The following is a 14,431-nucleotide window of genomic DNA, read 5'->3' on the forward strand; positions in this document are numbered from 1 at the left end:
GCAGGCGCCTCGCCACAAGGACGTTCCCTTTCATCCGAACAAGCCCCGACATGTTCAGACCTCTTTTCGCATTCATTGGCACGCGTTACACCCGTGCCAAACGCCGTAATCACTTCGTCTCGTTCATTTCCCTGACCTCGATGATCGGCCTCGCCCTGGGCGTGGTGGTGATGATCGTGGTGCTATCGGTAATGAACGGTTTCGACCACGAAATGCGCACCCGGGTGTTGGGCATGATCCCGCATGCCACCCTGGAGAGCGGCCAGCCCATCGCTGACTGGCCTGCCCTTGCCCAACAAGTAAAGCAGAATCCTCAGGTGCTGGCCGTAGCGCCCTACACCCAGATGCAGGGCCTGTTGACCCACGATGGCAAGGTGCAGAAGGTGCTGCTCAACGGCATCGACCCTGCCCGCGAGCGGGAGGTGTCGATCATCGACAAGTTCCTCCTGCAAGGCCGCCTGGACCAGCTGGCGCCGGGCGAGTGGGGCATCATGATCGGGGACAAGGCCGCTGCCAAACTGGGCGTGGCCATTGGCGACAAGCTCACGTTCGTGGCCCCCGAGGTCAGTGTGACGCCTGCCGGCATGTTCCCGCGCATGAAACGCTTTACCGTAGTGGGCACTTTCCACGTTGGCGCGGGTGAGATCGACGGCTACCTGGGGCTGACCAACATCAGCGACCTGTCGCGCCTGCACCGCTGGAAACCCGACCAGGTGCAGGGCCTGCGGCTGAAATTCGATGACCTGTTCCAGGCGCCACGGGTGGCCTATGACATCGCCCAGCGCCTGGGCGACCAGGAATTCTACAGCCGCGACTGGACCCGTACCCACGGCAACCTGTACCAGGCCATCCGCATGGAGAAGGCCATGATCGGCCTGTTGTTGCTGCTGATCGTGGCAGTGGCTGCGTTCAACATCATTTCCACGCTGGTGATGGTGGTGAACGACAAGCGCGGCGACATCGCCATCCTGCGCACACTGGGGGCTACCCCGGGCCAGATCATGCTCATCTTCATGGTCCAGGGCACGGTGATTGGCGTGATCGGCACCCTGATCGGCGCCGGGGTCGGCATCCTCGCGGCGCTGAACGTCAGCGCCGCCATCGCCGGCATCGAGAAACTGATCGGGCACAAGTTCCTCAATGCCGACGTGTATTTCATCGATTACCTGCCCTCGCAGATCCAGGCCCAGGATGTGTACATGGTCTGCGGTGCGGCGCTGGTCCTGAGTTTCTTCGCCACCCTGTACCCGGCATGGCGTGCCGCCCGCACCCAGCCTGCAGAGGCGCTACGTTATGAGTGAGTCGCGCATGAGTGATAAAGCCGTTCTGAGTTGCCGCAACCTGGGCAAGGCCTACGACGAGGGGCCGGAATCGGTGCAGGTGTTGTCCGGGCTCAACCTGGAGCTGCACCCCGGTGAGCGTGTGGCCATCGTCGGCAGTTCTGGCTCGGGCAAGAGTACCTTGCTCAACCTGCTGGGCGGCCTCGACCGGCCGACCCAGGGCAGCGTCTGGCTGGCCGGTGAAGAGTTGTCGGCGTTGGGGGAGCGTGCCCGCGGCCTGCTGCGCAACCGGGCGCTGGGTTTCGTCTACCAGTTCCACCATCTGCTGCCCGAGTTCACCGCCGTCGAGAACGTGTGCATGCCGCTGCTGATCGGCCGTACGCCCATCCCCGAGGCCCGTGAGCGTGCCGAAGCGCTGCTCACGCGCGTGGGCCTGGCCCACCGCTTCAACCACAAGCCGGCAGAGTTGTCCGGCGGTGAGCGTCAGCGGGTGGCCATTGCCCGGGCGCTGGTCAACCGCCCGGGGCTGGTGATGCTCGACGAGCCCACTGGCAACCTCGACCACCACACCGCCCAGGGCATACAGGAGCTGATGCAGGAGCTGTCGGGCGCATCGCGCACGGCATTCCTGGTAGTGACCCATGACCTGAACCTGGCCCGTCAGATGGACCGCGTGCTGAAGCTCGAAGACGGCCACCTGGTGGCGATCTGACCGATTTGCCGGGGCGGCACTGCCGCCCCGTTTTCCGTTTTTCATTGGGTGTTCTTGCACATGTTCAGACCCTTGCCCATTTTTATCGGCGCGCGCTACACCCGGGCCAAGCGCCGCAACCACTTCATCTCGTTCATCTCGATGACTTCGATGATCGGCCTGTCGCTGGGCGTGCTGGCAATGATCGTGGTGCTGTCGGTGATGAACGGCTTCCAGCGCGAAATGAGCTCGCGCATCCTGGGCCTGGTGCCCCATGCCGCCATCCTTGGCGAGCAGCCACTGGACGATTGGCATAAGGTGGCCGACGCCGCCCTGCAGAACCCGGCCGTGATGGCGGCGGCGCCGATCACCGAGATGGAAGGGATGTTGTCTTACAAAGGCGCGATGCAGCCCATCCAGGTAGGCGGTATCGACCCAGCGCAAGAGAGCAAGGTCTCGATCGTCGGCCAGCACATCGTCCAGGGCCAATTGCAGGACCTGCAGCCCGGCGAGTACGGGGTGGTAATCGGCGAGCTGACCGCCCGGCGCTTTCGCCTCAATACCGGTGACAAGCTGACCCTGATCGTACCGGAAATCAGCACCGAGCCCGGCGGTATAACGCCGCGCATGCAGCGCCTGACCGTGGTAGGCATCTTCAAGGTGGGCGCCGAACTCGACGGTTCCCAGGCCTACATTCATATGGCCGATGCCGCGGCCATGCAACGCTGGGCGCCGGGCCAGGTGCAGGGCGTGCGGCTGAAACTGCATGACCTGTACGCCGCGCCGCAGGTGTCCAAGGCCATTGCTGCGCAACTGGGCGACGGTTACCGCGCCGATGACTGGTCCCACACCCAGGGCAGCCTGTTCAGTGCCATGAAGATGGAAAAGACCATGATCGGCCTGTTGCTGATGATGATCATCGCCGTGGCCGCATTCAACATCATCGCCACCCTGGTGATGGTGGTGAACGACAAGGGCCCGGACATCGCCATTTTGCGCACCCTGGGTGCCACGCCTGCGCAGATCATGGGCACGTTCATGGTGCAAGGCAGCCTGATCGGGGTGGTCGGCACGCTCATCGGCGGCGTGTTGGGCGTGATTGCCGCGCTGAATGTGAGCCAGATCGTCGGTTGGCTGGAGCGTGTGAGCGGCCAGCACATCTTTACCTCGGACGTGTACTTCATCAGCAGTCTGCCCTCCGAGCTGCAGTGGGGGGATGTGGCGATCATCTGCGCGGCTGGCCTGGTGATGAGCTTCCTTGCCACCCTCTACCCGGCCTACCGCGCCTCGCAGGTGCAGCCGGCGATCGGCCTGGCTGTGTAACCACAGCCGGTACCCTAGGAGGGGCGTGCTGCGTCCCTCTCAGTGCGCTTCTGAGAATGTGATCACGAAGCGTGTCCAGCCGTTTGCACACGCTACCGTAATGTCCCCACCATGGGCTTGCACGATGGACCGGGTGATCGCCAGGCCCAGCCCCGCATGCTCACGGCTGCCTTCATGGCGGGCCGGGTCTACCCGATAGAAACGGTCGAAGAGCCGCGGCAGGGCGGCCGGGCTGATGGCCGCGCCGGTGTTGGCCACGCAGATGACAGGCCCAGGTTGCAAGGTCACCTGTACCTGCCCACCGGTGGGGGTGAAGCGCAGGGCGTTGTCCAGCAGGTTGGACAGTGCCCGGCGCAACATCGGCCGGTCGCCGCTCAGCGTGGCCTGCCCTTCTCGATGCAGGGTCACGTTGTTGTCTTCGGCCAGCGGCGCGTAGAACTCCAGCAGGGCATCTGCTTCATCATGCAGCGCCAGCGGCGTGTGCCCCGGTACCAGCAGGCCATGGTCGGCCTTGGCCAGAAACAGCATGTCGTTGATCATCTGCGCCATGCCCTGCAGCGCTTCGAGGTTGCCATGCAGCGCCTCGTGGTATTCCTCCAGGCTGCGCGGGCGGGTGAGGGTGACTTGGGTGTGGGTGAGCATGTTGGACAATGGCGTGCGCAGCTCATGGGCGATGTCGGCTGAAAATGCCGACAGGCGCTGGAAGGCGTCGTCCAGGCGTTGCAGCATGGCATTCATGGCGGTGGCCAGTTCTGCCAGCTCGTCGGGCATCTGCGCCACCGGCAGGCGTGTGGTCAACGAGCGTGCGCCTACGCTGGCCGCCACCTGGCCCATTTGCCGTAACGGCCGCAGGCTGCTGCGTGCAGCCCAGGCGCCCAGCAGGGCAGTGGCCAGCGCCGACAGGCCCACCGTGAGCCAGATCAGCCGCTGCATACCCTGCAGAAAATGCTGGTGGTGAGTGATATCCAGATACAACGCCACCTGCGGCGACTGCGGGGCGCCCGGCAGCAACGGTTGCGCCAGGCTGCGGTAATCGGTGCCCTGGGCGTGCAAGGTGGCAAGGCCGCCGGGCACCGGCACTGCAGGTAACCCATTGCGGCTTTCGAACCAGCGTGTGCCGTCGCTGGCAGTGATGCGCAGGCCCAGGTCGGCCTGGTGACCCAGTTCGGCCCTCAGGGCGGGCAGGCGGGCGCGCAGGTCTTCGGCGCGGGTGACCCCGGCCAGTTGAGCGCGCAGCAAGGACAGCCGGGATTCCAGCAGTTGTTGGTCCAGCTCGATGAAGTGCTGCTCACTGGCGTGGTTGAACAGCAGGCCGGCCCCCAGCGACACGGCGGCTGTGCAGGCAGCGAACAGCAGCGCCAGGCGGTTGACCAGCGATACCTTGCCCATCACGGTGCCCGCTCTTCAAGCACGTAGCCCATGCCGCGGACAGTGTGGATCAGCTTGTTGCCATGGGCGTCGTCGATTTTCAGGCGTAGCCGGCGCATCGCCACTTCGATCACATTGGTGTCGCTGTCGAAGTTCATGTCCCACACCTGCGAGGCGATCAGTGATTTGGGCAGCACTTCGCCCTGGCGGCGCAGCAGCAGTTCCAGCAGGCCGAATTCCTTGGCGGTCAGGTCGATGCGCTGGCCGGCCCGTTCGGCGCGGCGGCGGATCAGGTCCAGGCGCAGGTCGGCCAGGCCCAGTGAGGTCTCGCTGGCCGGGCTGGCTCCCCGGCGCAGCAGGCTGCGCACCCGGGCCAGCAATTCGGAGAATGCGAACGGCTTCACCAAGTAGTCATCGGCACCCAGTTCCAGCCCCCGCACCCGGTCTGCCACCGCGTCACGGGCGGTCAGGAACAACACCGGGGTGCCCAGGCCTGCCTGACGCACCGCCTGGAGGATCTGCCAGCCGTCCCGCCCTGGCAGCATCACATCGAGAATCAACAGGTCGTGGCCGCCGGTGAGGGCCAGGAACTGGCCGGTTTCGCCGTCGGTGGCCAGCTCGGTGGCGAAGCCGGCTTCGTTTAGGCCCTGGCTCAGGTACTGGCCGGTGCGGGCCTGGTCTTCGACGATCAGCAGTTTCATTGCGTGCTTGGGCTCCGGCGTTGCGAGGTCTTAATAATACGTGACCCGCAATGCTCCTAGCCAAACTGACAAAGTTGTAATGTTGCGGTCAGCTTCCTGGCAGTCGCCGCAGTTTAGGGTTTGCGATCATCTGATAGTTGAGTTGTGGAGACGCCATGTACCGCCTGTTGATCGCATCCGCCCTTGCATTGGCCAGCCTGCCTGCGCTTGCAGAGCCTGCGCAACGCTTCCCCTTCGGTGAGCCTGCGCCGGCTGCGAAAGCAACCCGCACCGTCGAGGTGCTGCTCAAGGACATTGCCTTCGAGCCCAGGAACCTGCAGGTAAAAGCAGGCGAAACCGTGCGCTTCGTGCTGGTGAACGAGGGCCAGCTGCCCCATGAGTTCAACCTGGGCACCAAGGCCATGCACGAGGAACACCAGAAGGAGATGGTGGCCATGCAGGGCAAGCTGTACAGCGCCGCTGGCGGGCATCAGGGCATGGATCACGGGCAGATGGCGGGCCATGCGCAAGGCGCAGAGCAGGCGGGCGGGCATGCCCACGGTGGTGGCAACACCGTGCTGGTGATGCCCGGCCAGCGCGCCGAGCTCACCTGGACCTTCCGCACCTCGGCGCCCATCGAGTTCGCCTGCAATGTACCGGGGCACTACCAGGCCGGCATGGTCGGCCCGTTGACCATCGAGTGACGGGCGCTGCAAGGCGGGGCGCAAAACCGGTAGACTAGGGGCAATTTCGAACTTGCAGGTCAGTTTCCATGCACCCCGCCGCCGAACACTCACCGCTGGGCAAATCCAGCGAGTACATCGCCACTTATTCGCCGCAGTTGCTGTTCCCGATCCCGCGCACCGCCAAGTGGGCGGAACTGGGCGTCACTGCCCAGACCTTGCCATGGCAGGGCGTGGATTACTGGAACTGTTTCGAGCTGTCCTGGCTATTGCCATCGGGCAAGCCCGTGGTGGCAATCGGTGAGTTTGCGATCCCTGCCGACTCGCCGAACATCATTGAATCCAAGTCGTTCAAACTCTATCTCAACTCGCTGAACCAGACCGTGTTCGCGTCGTTCGAGCAGTTGCAGGCGTGCCTGGAAAACGACTTGTCAGCCGCCGCCGGCAAGGCGGTAGCGGTCAGGGTTCGCACCCTGGCCGAGGTCGAGGCGCAGGGCGTGGTGGCGTTGCCAGGGCTGTGTGTGGATGCGCTGGACGTTGCCATCAGCAACTACGAACAGCCTCAGCCTGAACTGCTGCGTTGTGATACCGAGCGCGTGGTGGAAGAAACCCTGCACAGCCACTTGCTGAAGTCCAACTGCCCGGTGACCGGTCAGCCCGACTGGGGCAGCGTCGTGGTGGAGTACAAGGGCAGGGCGCTGGACCATGCCAGCCTGCTGACTTACCTCATCAGCTTCCGTCAACATGCCGATTTCCACGAACAGTGCGTGGAACGCATTTATCTGGACCTGAAAAACCTGCTGCAGCCGGAGCATTTGACCGTGTACGCACGTTACGTGCGCCGTGGCGGGCTGGACATCAACCCCTACCGCAGCACAACCACCATCACCCCAGCCAACGGCCGCCTGGTGCGCCAGTAGCCTAGGCCTGAGTCAGGCGCGAACGCGAGTTGCGACCGGGGGCCAAGGCCCCCGGGTAACCTCAGATACCCATGCTGTGCAACGAGTTGGCAATACTGCGCAGCGTGGCCGTAAGGTCAGGGTGCTCCGCCTCGAACCGTTCGATGGCCAGGTTCACACCATCGACCACATTGTTGTCAGGGGTGGCTTCCTCAAGTTTCAGCTGCGCCTCGATCTGGCGCGCTTCTTCGTGCAGCGCGGCCAGCTCTTCATCCGAGAGCGGAACGTTGCGGTCCAGTTGCTCGCGCAGGGTGTTCAGACGCTCTTGCAGTTCGCGGGCAGGCATTGGCTTTTCTCCATCAATGGCTTGGCAAGCCATGGACCTCAGCGAAGCGGCAAAGGTTCTGGCCTGTGTAAAGCGTAATCCACCTGCAGCGGCTTTGCATGACCCGCGTCAAGGGTGCTGTATCAGGGTTTTTCACCCTTGCTCCGGCGCTGGGCGATATGCGCCAGGCAGTTGTCCAGGGCTTCCAGGTGGTCGATCACCGAATGCACCCCCAGGCTGAACAGTTCCAGGGTCGCTTTGCCGCGCGCCGCACCCTGCTGCTGCGCAGTCATGCCCTGCCACTCACGGGCGCTGCGCTCGCAGTGCGGGCTGCAGGCGGCCAGGCCAACCGTCCATAGCCCTGCATTGAGGCCGGCTTGCAACAGCCCAGGTTCGCCGCTGACCAGTACGCAGCCGTCCAGGCGCTGGCTGCCCAGCGCCATCAGTGCCTGCCAGCAACCGTTGGGGGCAGGCCAGCGGGCGCCTTGCTCCCGGTGCCCAGGCAACCAGCCTGGCAGCACATTGGCAAAGGGCTGGCTGGGCTGGCCTGTGAGGTCATCCAGCCAGATGCAGGGCACCTGGCGTTCGCGCAGGTGGGCGAGGGTGGCCAGGGCGCCGGGGGCCGGCGACGGGCCGGTTTCGGCGCTTTGTACCAGGCAGCCGCGCAAGCCGAACAGTACCGCTGTGAAGGCCGGTTCAGCATCCATGGCAACGTCCTCGCAAATAGCCGGCAGATTATTGAAAAAATGTTGCCGTGCTGTGACAGCACGTCTTGAGCAACACTTGGTCACAATAATTCCATATACACTTGCAAAGCTGTTTATCGGCACGCAAGTCTCTATACTGCCGCCTTACAGCAGCGCGACCGGTTGCGCTTGCGGCCGAAAACCCGATGGAGAAACACTATGCGTAGGATCGGTGCCAGTGTGATCGAACGAGTCACCCAGGCCTGTGTCTGTGCCGGCATGTTGCTGGCACCCGTGGCAGCCACCCAGGCCGCCACCGAGGAAGATCCCTGGGAAGCGGTCAACCGCCCGATCTTCCGTTTCAACGATACCCTCGACACCTACGCGCTCAAGCCGTTGGCCAAGGGCTACCAGTTTGTCACGCCGCAATTTCTTGAAGACGGCATCCACAACATCTTCCGCAACCTGGGGGATGTCACCAACCTGGCCAACAACGTGCTGCAACTGAAGCCGCATGCGGCGGGCGTGGATACTGCGCGAATCATTGTCAACACCACCTTCGGGCTGGGCGGCTTCTTCGACGTGGGTACCAAGATGGGCCTGCAGCGCAGTGATGAAGACTTCGGCCAGACCTTGGGCTACTGGGGTGTGCCAAGTGGCCCGTACGTGGTAATCCCGCTACTGGGCCCGAGCACTGTGCGTGACGGCGTGGCCAAGTACCCGGACACCTTCACCAGGCCCTACCGCTACATCGACCATGTGCCAACGCGCAACTCCATCTTCGCCCTCGACGTGGTGGATACTCGCGCCAGCCTGCTGTCTGCCGAGAAGCTGATTCAGGGTGACAAGTACATCTTCATCCGCAACGCCTACCTGCAGAACCGCGAGTTCAAGGTGCGCGACGGCGAGGTCGAAGACGACTTCTGATGGAGAGGGGGCCGCACTGCGGCCCCTTGGGTCAATGCATGGCCAGAATGCGCAGCCCAAAGGTGTGTTGCCCGTCTGGCTGGCCCGCAATCCACACCACTTCCGTGCTGGCACGCAGGCCTTTGAGTGACGGGTGGTCGGAGTCGATGCGCACTTCCAGCTGATCACCCACCTGAAAGCTTTGTGGCGCCTGCACCTGCATGCCACTGCTGGACAGGTCCAGGCACACGGCGGCAATGACCTGGCCCTCGTGCAGCAGGGTCACCTCGGTATCGATGCGCATGCGTATGAAATCGCGTTTTTCGCTGTGGCTTATGGACGTGTTAGACATGCTGCATCCTTCCGTTAGGGTTGCACTGGTCGGCTTTCTTATAACTCCCGGTGATTTGCCCTGTAAAGAGCGCCCTGGCTGACCGTTACACGCTTGAAACGCCTGGCGGATGGGAGTACCGTCTGCGCCTTACAAGGTCGCTCTGACAGTTGCCGGGCAGGTGTTCTTGGCCTACAACTCAGGTAGAGTGTGAACAAATAGAACTCCCGTAGCTGGCCGTCTGCCTTGCCGACACCGCTGCACCAACCCAAATCGGCGCCGTTCGCCCACATGCAGAAAACCAGTGCAACGCTGCTGATCATCGATGACGACGACGTGGTCCGTGCAAGCCTCGCCGCCTACCTTGAAGACAGTGGCTTCAGCGTTCTCCAGGCTGGCAACGGCCAGCAGGGGCTCCAGGTCTTCGAAGAACACCAGCCTGATCTTGTGATCTGCGACCTGCGCATGCCGCATATGGGCGGGCTCGAACTGATCCGCCAGATCAGTGCACGCGCGCCGCAGTTGCCGGTGATCGTTGTGTCGGGTGCAGGGGTTATGACCGATGCAGTCGAGGCCTTGCGCCTGGGTGCTGCCGATTACCTCATCAAGCCCTTGGAAGACTTGGCGGTACTTGAGCTGTCGGTACGGCGCGCGCTCGACAGGGCGCACCTGGTGCTTGAAAACCAGCGCTACCGTGGCAAGCTCGAAGCCGCCAACCGCGAACTGGAAGCCAGCCTGCACCTGTTGCAGGAAGACCAGACCGCCGGGCGCCAGGTGCAGATGAACATGCTGCCCGAAAGCCCTTGGGTAGCGGGCGACTTCGCTTTCGAGCACCAGATCATTCCATCGCTGTACTTGTCTGGCGATTTCGCCGACTACTTCCGCGTGGATGAGCGCCGCATCGCGTTCTATCTCGCCGATGTGTCTGGCCATGGTGCATCGTCGGCGTTCGTCACGGTGCTGCTCAAGTTCATGACCACGCGTTTGTTGTTCGAATTCAAGCGTGGCGGCAAGATGCCCGACTTCAAACCGTCGGAAGTGCTCAGCCATATCAACCGTGGGTTGATCAACTGCAAGCTCGGCAAGCACGTGACGATGGTGGGGGGTGTGATCGACGAGGACACCGGCCTGCTGACCTACGCCGTTGGCGGGCACCTGCCCATGCCGGTGTTGCACACCCCGGAGCACACCCGCTACCTCGAAGGCCGTGGCTTACCGGTGGGGCTGTTCGACGAAGCGAGCTATCAGGACCAGGTGATCGAATTGCCACCGCGGTTCAGCCTCAGCCTGATGTCCGACGGTATTCTGGACCTTTTGCCGGGTGCCACGCTCAAAGATAAAGAAGCCGCCCTGCCGGAGATCGTCAGGGCAGCAGGTGGTAGCCTGGATGGGCTGCGTCAACGTTTTGGATTGGCTACGCTTGGGGAGATGCCGGATGATATCGCCCTATTGGTGTTGAGCAGGAACCTTCAATGAGTACCGGTAGAATCCAGTTCGCCGAGCAGAACGGTACCTTCGTACTGAAATTCGTCGGTGAAGTGCGCCTGACCTTGTGTTCGGCGCTGGATGCAACGATCGAGAAGATCTTCACCGCGCTGAATTTCTCGACCATTGTCATCGACCTCACCGAAACCGAGAGCATCGACAGCACCACCCTGGGCCTGCTGGCCAAGCTGTCGATCCTGTCACGCCAGAAAGTGGGCTTGTTGCCGACCGTGGTAACCACCAACCCGGACATTTCCCGGCTGCTGCAGTCGATGGGCTTCGACCAGGTGTTCAACATCGTCGACCGCCCGATACCCTGCCCGGAATGCCTCGCCGACTTGCCTTCGCAGGACCAAAACGAAGAAGTGGTGCGCTCCAAGGTGTTGGAGGCGCACAAAATCCTCATGGGCCTGAACGACTCGAACCGTGAAGCCTTCCATGACCTTGTGAGTGCGCTGGAGCGCAGCTGATCGGTTACCGGCGCTCAAATTCGGTAGCCTCGCCACCGCCCGCATCAAGCTGATAAACCCGCGCCGGGCGCCCGTGCTCGTTAAAGAATACCTGCCCCAGACCTGCCCCGTTCCAGAGCCTTTCGCCGGCCTGGCTGCGGTTGGGTGTGCGTGGCTCAACCTGCATTTCACGGCGCGACGTGAACCAGTTCAGCGGCGACCTTGGCGCGTAGAGCCACCGGTTGAGGCGGTCGAGCACATCTAGCAGGCGCCTGGGGAATTCGTTCTTGATCCCGCTGCTGGTGACCTGCCACAGGTGTGGGCTGTGCTGCCGGTCGCGGATCAACACTTCGTAGACGAATGAGTAGTGCACATCCCCTGACAGCACCACGTAATGCCCAGGTGTGCGCGAGTGGCGGAAGATGTTCAGGATGACCTGTGCGGCTTCGCGGTGGGCCATCCAGTTCTCGGCGTCCACGAGCAGGGGATAACCCAGGGTACTGAATACTTTTTGCACGGTCTCGATCAATTTCACGCCAAAGATAGGCGCTGGCGATACGACCACCGCAGAGGGGTGGTCCAGCAATGCCTGCTGCAGTTCGCTCAGGGCCTCCCAGTCCATCAGGCCGGAGGGCCTGGCCGGGTTACCTTCACTGCGCCAGCGGCGGGTGCGGGTGTCGAGCACCAGCAACGGCGGATGGGTGGGCAGGCTGAATTGCCAGCCCTGGAAGCGCAACAGTTCGCCGATCAGCGCATCCTGGTTGTGCGCGTTCATTGATTGGCAGCGTTTGATCAAGGGTCCGCACCCGTCCGGGTCGTTACCCCAGCCTTGGCACACCAGGTATCCCATCAACGCATTGCCGATGATGCGCCGCGAAAGTGGGTGGCCGTAGGCGGTGTGCTCCCACTGCGCCGAGAGGTTCCAGTCGTCGGTGATGTCGTGGTCGTCAAAAATCATCAGGCTGGGCAGGTGAGCCATTGCCCGGGCGACTTGCCCCAGGCGTTCGGCGAATCTCTGCACCAGCGGTAATTCGCGCTGGTAGCGCGTGCGGCATGCAGGGTCGAGGCTCTCGGGCATGTCCAGGTGCACCAGTTGCCAAGGCACGGGCGACCATACCAACAGGTACATGGCCATGACTTCGGCGAAGGTGACCAGGTGGTTGTCGGCGTTGCTGGACGAGAAGATCGGCTTGCGCTTGCCACCGAAAAACCGTGCCCGCAGGTTTTCGTTACGGGCTTGTGCGGGTAGCAGATGGGCGCGGTGGTAGTAGCTGGCTGGGTGGCGGTACAAGGCCTGGCTGTCCGCCACCACTGCGCCATCGAGCTGCTCATCGTGCAACCCCAGCCGTTCGATCAGGGTATGAATGGCTCGCAGCATGGGGCCTGCCACATCGTCGGCGTATACCTGGTCCCCTGTCATCATCAGCACTGCCGGGCGATCTTGGGGATGTGTGCACTGCTCAAGCAACCGATCAGCGCACAGCAGGCCGTCAGCCGCGGGGTGGTGCGGTTTGCGGCAGGAGCCATGCAGCAGGTGATCAAGCCGCCCGCGCAGCACCAGGTTGGGGTGCTGCTGGCCGGGGTAAAGCAGGTGCGGTGCCCAGCTTGCAATACCCTGCCCATTGATCAGCACGTCATAGTCCAGCCACTGGTCGCAGGGCAGCGGCTGCTCGAAGCGAACGTCCAGCAGGTGGATGAACGCCTGCTGCCCCACCGCAACCACCTGGCATTCCACCTTGCTTTCGGCAGAAGGGAACACGACGTCGGGCTGTAGCGGTTGTGTGGCTGCCAGCCAGATAGCCAGGCGCTGAGGCTCCAGCCGGCGAAGTATCGGGCCGGCGAGGACAAGGGGTAGTACAGGAGGCGTGGTCATGTGAGCGAGGGCCGGCCGCACGGGCCTAGTCAGGATTGCAAGGGCAGAAGCAAAACGGGCGGGAAATGCTGAACATTTCCCGCCCGTTAGGCAAACGCGAACTGTGTCAGGCCTTTTCTGCCATCACCTTCTCGAGCTTTTCCTGATCGCGGGCGAATTGGCGAATGCCTTCGGCGAGCTTCTCTGTCGCCATGGCGTCTTCGTTCATGGCCCAACGGAACTGGCTTTCGTTGAGTGCTTGCTTTGGCTCACCGGCATTGCCGGGTTTGAGCACCTGCGGCAGGTCGCCCTGATCGTCGCTGAGTTGCTGCAACAGTTCAGGGCTGATGGTGAGGCGGTCGCAGCCCGCCAGGTGTTCGATCTGGCCAACGTTGCGGAAGCTGGCACCCATCACCACGGTGTCGTAGCCATTGGCCTTGTAGTAGTTGTAGATGCGCGTAACCGACTGTACGCCTGGGTCTTCTGCGCCGGTGTATTCCTTGCCGGTACTTTTCTTGTACCAGTCGTAGATACGGCCTACGAAGGGTGAAATAAGAAACACGCCCGCATCGGCGCAGGCCTGGGCCTGGGCGAAGGAGAACAGCAGGGTGAGGTTGGTCTGGATGCCTTCCTGCTCGAGCTTCTCAGCGGCGCGGATGCCTTCCCAGGTAGACGCCAGCTTGATCAGCACGCGGTCACGGCCGACACCGGCTTTGTCGTACAGGCCGATCAGGGTGCGGGCCTTGGCCAGCAGTGCAGGCTCATCGAACGACAGCCGTGCATCCACCTCGGTGGAAATCCGCCCAGGGATCGCCTTGAGAATGCCAGAGCCCACGGCCACCGCGAACGCATCGCAGGCCAGGTCCACGTCACCCTTCGCTTCGGCTTTAACCTGCTTGAGCAAGTCTGCATAAGCCGGGATGGCCGCTGCCTTGAGCAGCAGCGACGGGTTGGTGGTGGCATCGACCGGTTTCAGACGGGTAATGGCGTCCAGGTCCCCGGTGTCGGCGACCACGGTGGTGAACTGCTTGAGTTGTTCCAGCTTGGAGGTCATGGGCGTGCTCTGTCCTGTGCAATGACTCGACATTACCCCAGCCCCGAGGGTCGCTCAAGGGCAAGGCTTTACGAGAGGTGACTGTTCGAGTGTGCGCTGGGGGCCAGGTTCCCGCGTGGGTGGGGCGCAGCGCAAAGGCGCAGGCGTTTGACCCCGAACGGCAGACTGCTGTTTAGAACGTCTCGGCATAAACAGGCTGGGATCGCTTGCCCGCCCATACCCCATTCAGCGTAGGAGCGAGCAAAGCTCGCGATGGGCCGCGCGGGCGGCGCTCGATCTCCCAGGCGCTGCACCTGGAAAGGCGAACACCTGCCAGCCCAACTGCATTTTGCCGGTGAAGGGTCCCGGGCCGAGATTGCATCAGGGCCGCCAGGTGCTCGCCACAACACGGTCTGCGCCTATCAGACCGAGCGCCGCCC

15 protein-coding genes are annotated in these 14,431 nt (G+C 62.9%); 8 read left to right on the top strand and 7 right to left on the bottom strand.

Annotation, left to right across the window (positions count from 1 at the left end):
• Nucleotides 1-50: 50 nt before the first annotated feature.
• The 3 genes from IAE33_RS05745 to IAE33_RS05755 are packed head-to-tail and all read left to right on the top strand — an operon-like array spanning nucleotide 51 to nucleotide 3,294.
• A complete protein-coding gene (locus tag IAE33_RS05745) occupies nucleotides 51-1,301 on the top strand; it encodes a lipoprotein-releasing ABC transporter permease subunit (RefSeq protein WP_201162769.1) in 1,251 nt (416 codons plus the stop codon).
• A 7-nt stretch (nucleotides 1,302-1,308) separates the two neighbouring features.
• Entirely contained in the window at nucleotides 1,309-1,992 is a 684-nt protein-coding gene (gene lolD, locus IAE33_RS05750; protein WP_174435876.1) for a lipoprotein-releasing ABC transporter ATP-binding protein LolD, read from the top strand.
• Nucleotides 1,993-2,052: 60 nt separating this feature from the next.
• Entirely contained in the window at nucleotides 2,053-3,294 is a 1,242-nt protein-coding gene (locus IAE33_RS05755) for a lipoprotein-releasing ABC transporter permease subunit (protein WP_060482185.1), read from the top strand.
• A 39-nt stretch (nucleotides 3,295-3,333) separates the two neighbouring features.
• Here IAE33_RS05755 and IAE33_RS05760 read toward each other — a convergent pair whose 3' ends face one another.
• Entirely contained in the window at nucleotides 3,334-4,683 is a 1,350-nt protein-coding gene (locus IAE33_RS05760) for a heavy metal sensor histidine kinase (protein WP_236406136.1), read from the bottom strand.
• A complete protein-coding gene (locus IAE33_RS05765; RefSeq protein ID WP_201162771.1) occupies nucleotides 4,683-5,363 on the bottom strand; it encodes a heavy metal response regulator transcription factor in 681 nt (226 codons plus the stop codon). Before IAE33_RS05765 ends, IAE33_RS05760 begins: the two co-directional genes overlap by 1 nt.
• Before the next feature lie 155 nt (nucleotides 5,364-5,518).
• On the opposite strand from IAE33_RS05765, the gene IAE33_RS05770 reads away from it, so the two are divergent.
• Both IAE33_RS05770 and queF read left to right on the top strand, forming a co-directional pair.
• On the top strand, nucleotides 5,519-6,046 hold the full coding sequence (locus IAE33_RS05770; protein WP_201162772.1) for a cupredoxin domain-containing protein: 528 nt from the start codon (nucleotides 5,519-5,521) through the stop codon (nucleotides 6,044-6,046).
• Nucleotides 6,047-6,114: 68 nt separating this feature from the next.
• Nucleotides 6,115-6,945, top strand: coding sequence for an NADPH-dependent 7-cyano-7-deazaguanine reductase QueF (gene queF, locus IAE33_RS05775; protein WP_028632491.1), 831 nt, complete (start codon nucleotides 6,115-6,117; stop codon nucleotides 6,943-6,945).
• Between the two features lie 61 nt (nucleotides 6,946-7,006).
• On the opposite strand, the gene IAE33_RS05780 is transcribed toward queF, so the two are convergent.
• Both IAE33_RS05780 and IAE33_RS05785 read right to left on the bottom strand, forming a co-directional pair.
• Complete coding sequence (locus tag IAE33_RS05780; protein ID WP_028632492.1) at nucleotides 7,007-7,270, bottom strand: DUF4404 family protein; 264 nt, start codon at nucleotides 7,268-7,270, stop codon at nucleotides 7,007-7,009.
• A 122-nt stretch (nucleotides 7,271-7,392) separates the two neighbouring features.
• Nucleotides 7,393-7,956, bottom strand: a complete 564-nt coding sequence (locus IAE33_RS05785; protein WP_028632493.1) for a hypothetical protein — start codon at nucleotides 7,954-7,956, stop codon at nucleotides 7,393-7,395.
• A 198-nt stretch (nucleotides 7,957-8,154) separates the two neighbouring features.
• On the opposite strand from IAE33_RS05785, the gene IAE33_RS05790 reads away from it, so the two are divergent.
• Complete coding sequence (locus IAE33_RS05790) at nucleotides 8,155-8,862, top strand: MlaA family lipoprotein (RefSeq protein WP_028632494.1); 708 nt, start codon at nucleotides 8,155-8,157, stop codon at nucleotides 8,860-8,862.
• Nucleotides 8,863-8,893: 31 nt separating this feature from the next.
• Here the strand turns inward: IAE33_RS05790 and IAE33_RS05795 are convergent, their stop codons facing one another.
• Nucleotides 8,894-9,193 carry a PilZ domain-containing protein gene (locus tag IAE33_RS05795; protein WP_060482191.1) on the bottom strand — a complete coding sequence of 100 codons (300 nt, stop codon included), beginning with the start codon at nucleotides 9,191-9,193 and terminating at the stop codon, nucleotides 8,894-8,896.
• 270 nt (nucleotides 9,194-9,463) lie between these two features.
• On the opposite strand from IAE33_RS05795, the gene rssB reads away from it, so the two are divergent.
• Together rssB and rssC are read left to right on the top strand one after the other, a co-directional pair.
• On the top strand, nucleotides 9,464-10,648 hold the full coding sequence (gene rssB, locus IAE33_RS05800) for a two-component system response regulator RssB (RefSeq protein ID WP_201162776.1): 1,185 nt from the start codon (nucleotides 9,464-9,466) through the stop codon (nucleotides 10,646-10,648).
• Complete coding sequence (rssC, locus tag IAE33_RS05805) at nucleotides 10,645-11,127, top strand: anti-sigma factor antagonist RssC (protein ID WP_028632497.1); 483 nt, start codon at nucleotides 10,645-10,647, stop codon at nucleotides 11,125-11,127. The genes rssB and rssC overlap by 4 nt, the downstream gene beginning before the upstream one ends.
• 4 nt (nucleotides 11,128-11,131) lie before the next feature.
• Here the strand turns inward: rssC and IAE33_RS05810 are convergent, their stop codons facing one another.
• Both IAE33_RS05810 and tal read right to left on the bottom strand, forming a co-directional pair.
• Complete coding sequence (locus IAE33_RS05810) at nucleotides 11,132-12,979, bottom strand: alkaline phosphatase D family protein (protein WP_201162773.1); 1,848 nt, start codon at nucleotides 12,977-12,979, stop codon at nucleotides 11,132-11,134.
• A gap of 106 nt (nucleotides 12,980-13,085) precedes the next feature.
• The gene (gene tal / locus IAE33_RS05815; protein WP_201162774.1) at nucleotides 13,086-14,012 is read right to left on the bottom strand and encodes a transaldolase; all 927 of its coding nucleotides are present in this window, start codon (nucleotides 14,010-14,012) and stop codon (nucleotides 13,086-13,088) included.
• Nucleotides 14,013-14,431: the final 419 nt, after the last annotated feature.

This window comes from Pseudomonas sp. S60 (assembly GCF_016647865.1).
In the GTDB taxonomy this organism is placed as follows: Bacteria; Pseudomonadota; Gammaproteobacteria; order Pseudomonadales; family Pseudomonadaceae; genus Aquipseudomonas; species Aquipseudomonas parafulva.

What these genes read in the sequence shown, in the direction of transcription:
- IAE33_RS05745 (WP_201162769.1), top strand. Translation starts at nt 51, where the DNA reads ATGTTCAGACCTCTTTTCGCATTCATTGGCACGCGTTACACCCGTGCC.
- lolD (WP_174435876.1), top strand. Translation starts at nt 1,309, where the DNA reads ATGAGTGATAAAGCCGTTCTGAGTTGCCGCAACCTGGGCAAGGCCTAC.
- IAE33_RS05755 (WP_060482185.1), top strand. Translation starts at nt 2,053, where the DNA reads ATGTTCAGACCCTTGCCCATTTTTATCGGCGCGCGCTACACCCGGGCC.
- IAE33_RS05760 (WP_236406136.1), bottom strand. Translation starts at nt 4,683, where the DNA reads ATGGGCAAGGTATCGCTGGTCAACCGCCTGGCGCTGCTGTTCGCTGCC.
- IAE33_RS05765 (WP_201162771.1), bottom strand. Translation starts at nt 5,363, where the DNA reads ATGAAACTGCTGATCGTCGAAGACCAGGCCCGCACCGGCCAGTACCTG.
- IAE33_RS05770 (WP_201162772.1), top strand. Translation starts at nt 5,519, where the DNA reads ATGTACCGCCTGTTGATCGCATCCGCCCTTGCATTGGCCAGCCTGCCT.
- queF (WP_028632491.1), top strand. Translation starts at nt 6,115, where the DNA reads ATGCACCCCGCCGCCGAACACTCACCGCTGGGCAAATCCAGCGAGTAC.
- IAE33_RS05780 (WP_028632492.1), bottom strand. Translation starts at nt 7,270, where the DNA reads ATGCCTGCCCGCGAACTGCAAGAGCGTCTGAACACCCTGCGCGAGCAA.
- IAE33_RS05785 (WP_028632493.1), bottom strand. Translation starts at nt 7,956, where the DNA reads ATGGATGCTGAACCGGCCTTCACAGCGGTACTGTTCGGCTTGCGCGGC.
- IAE33_RS05790 (WP_028632494.1), top strand. Translation starts at nt 8,155, where the DNA reads ATGCGTAGGATCGGTGCCAGTGTGATCGAACGAGTCACCCAGGCCTGT.
- IAE33_RS05795 (WP_060482191.1), bottom strand. Translation starts at nt 9,193, where the DNA reads ATGTCTAACACGTCCATAAGCCACAGCGAAAAACGCGATTTCATACGC.
- rssB (WP_201162776.1), top strand. Translation starts at nt 9,464, where the DNA reads ATGCAGAAAACCAGTGCAACGCTGCTGATCATCGATGACGACGACGTG.
- rssC (WP_028632497.1), top strand. Translation starts at nt 10,645, where the DNA reads ATGAGTACCGGTAGAATCCAGTTCGCCGAGCAGAACGGTACCTTCGTA.
- IAE33_RS05810 (WP_201162773.1), bottom strand. Translation starts at nt 12,979, where the DNA reads ATGACCACGCCTCCTGTACTACCCCTTGTCCTCGCCGGCCCGATACTT.
- tal (WP_201162774.1), bottom strand. Translation starts at nt 14,012, where the DNA reads ATGACCTCCAAGCTGGAACAACTCAAGCAGTTCACCACCGTGGTCGCC.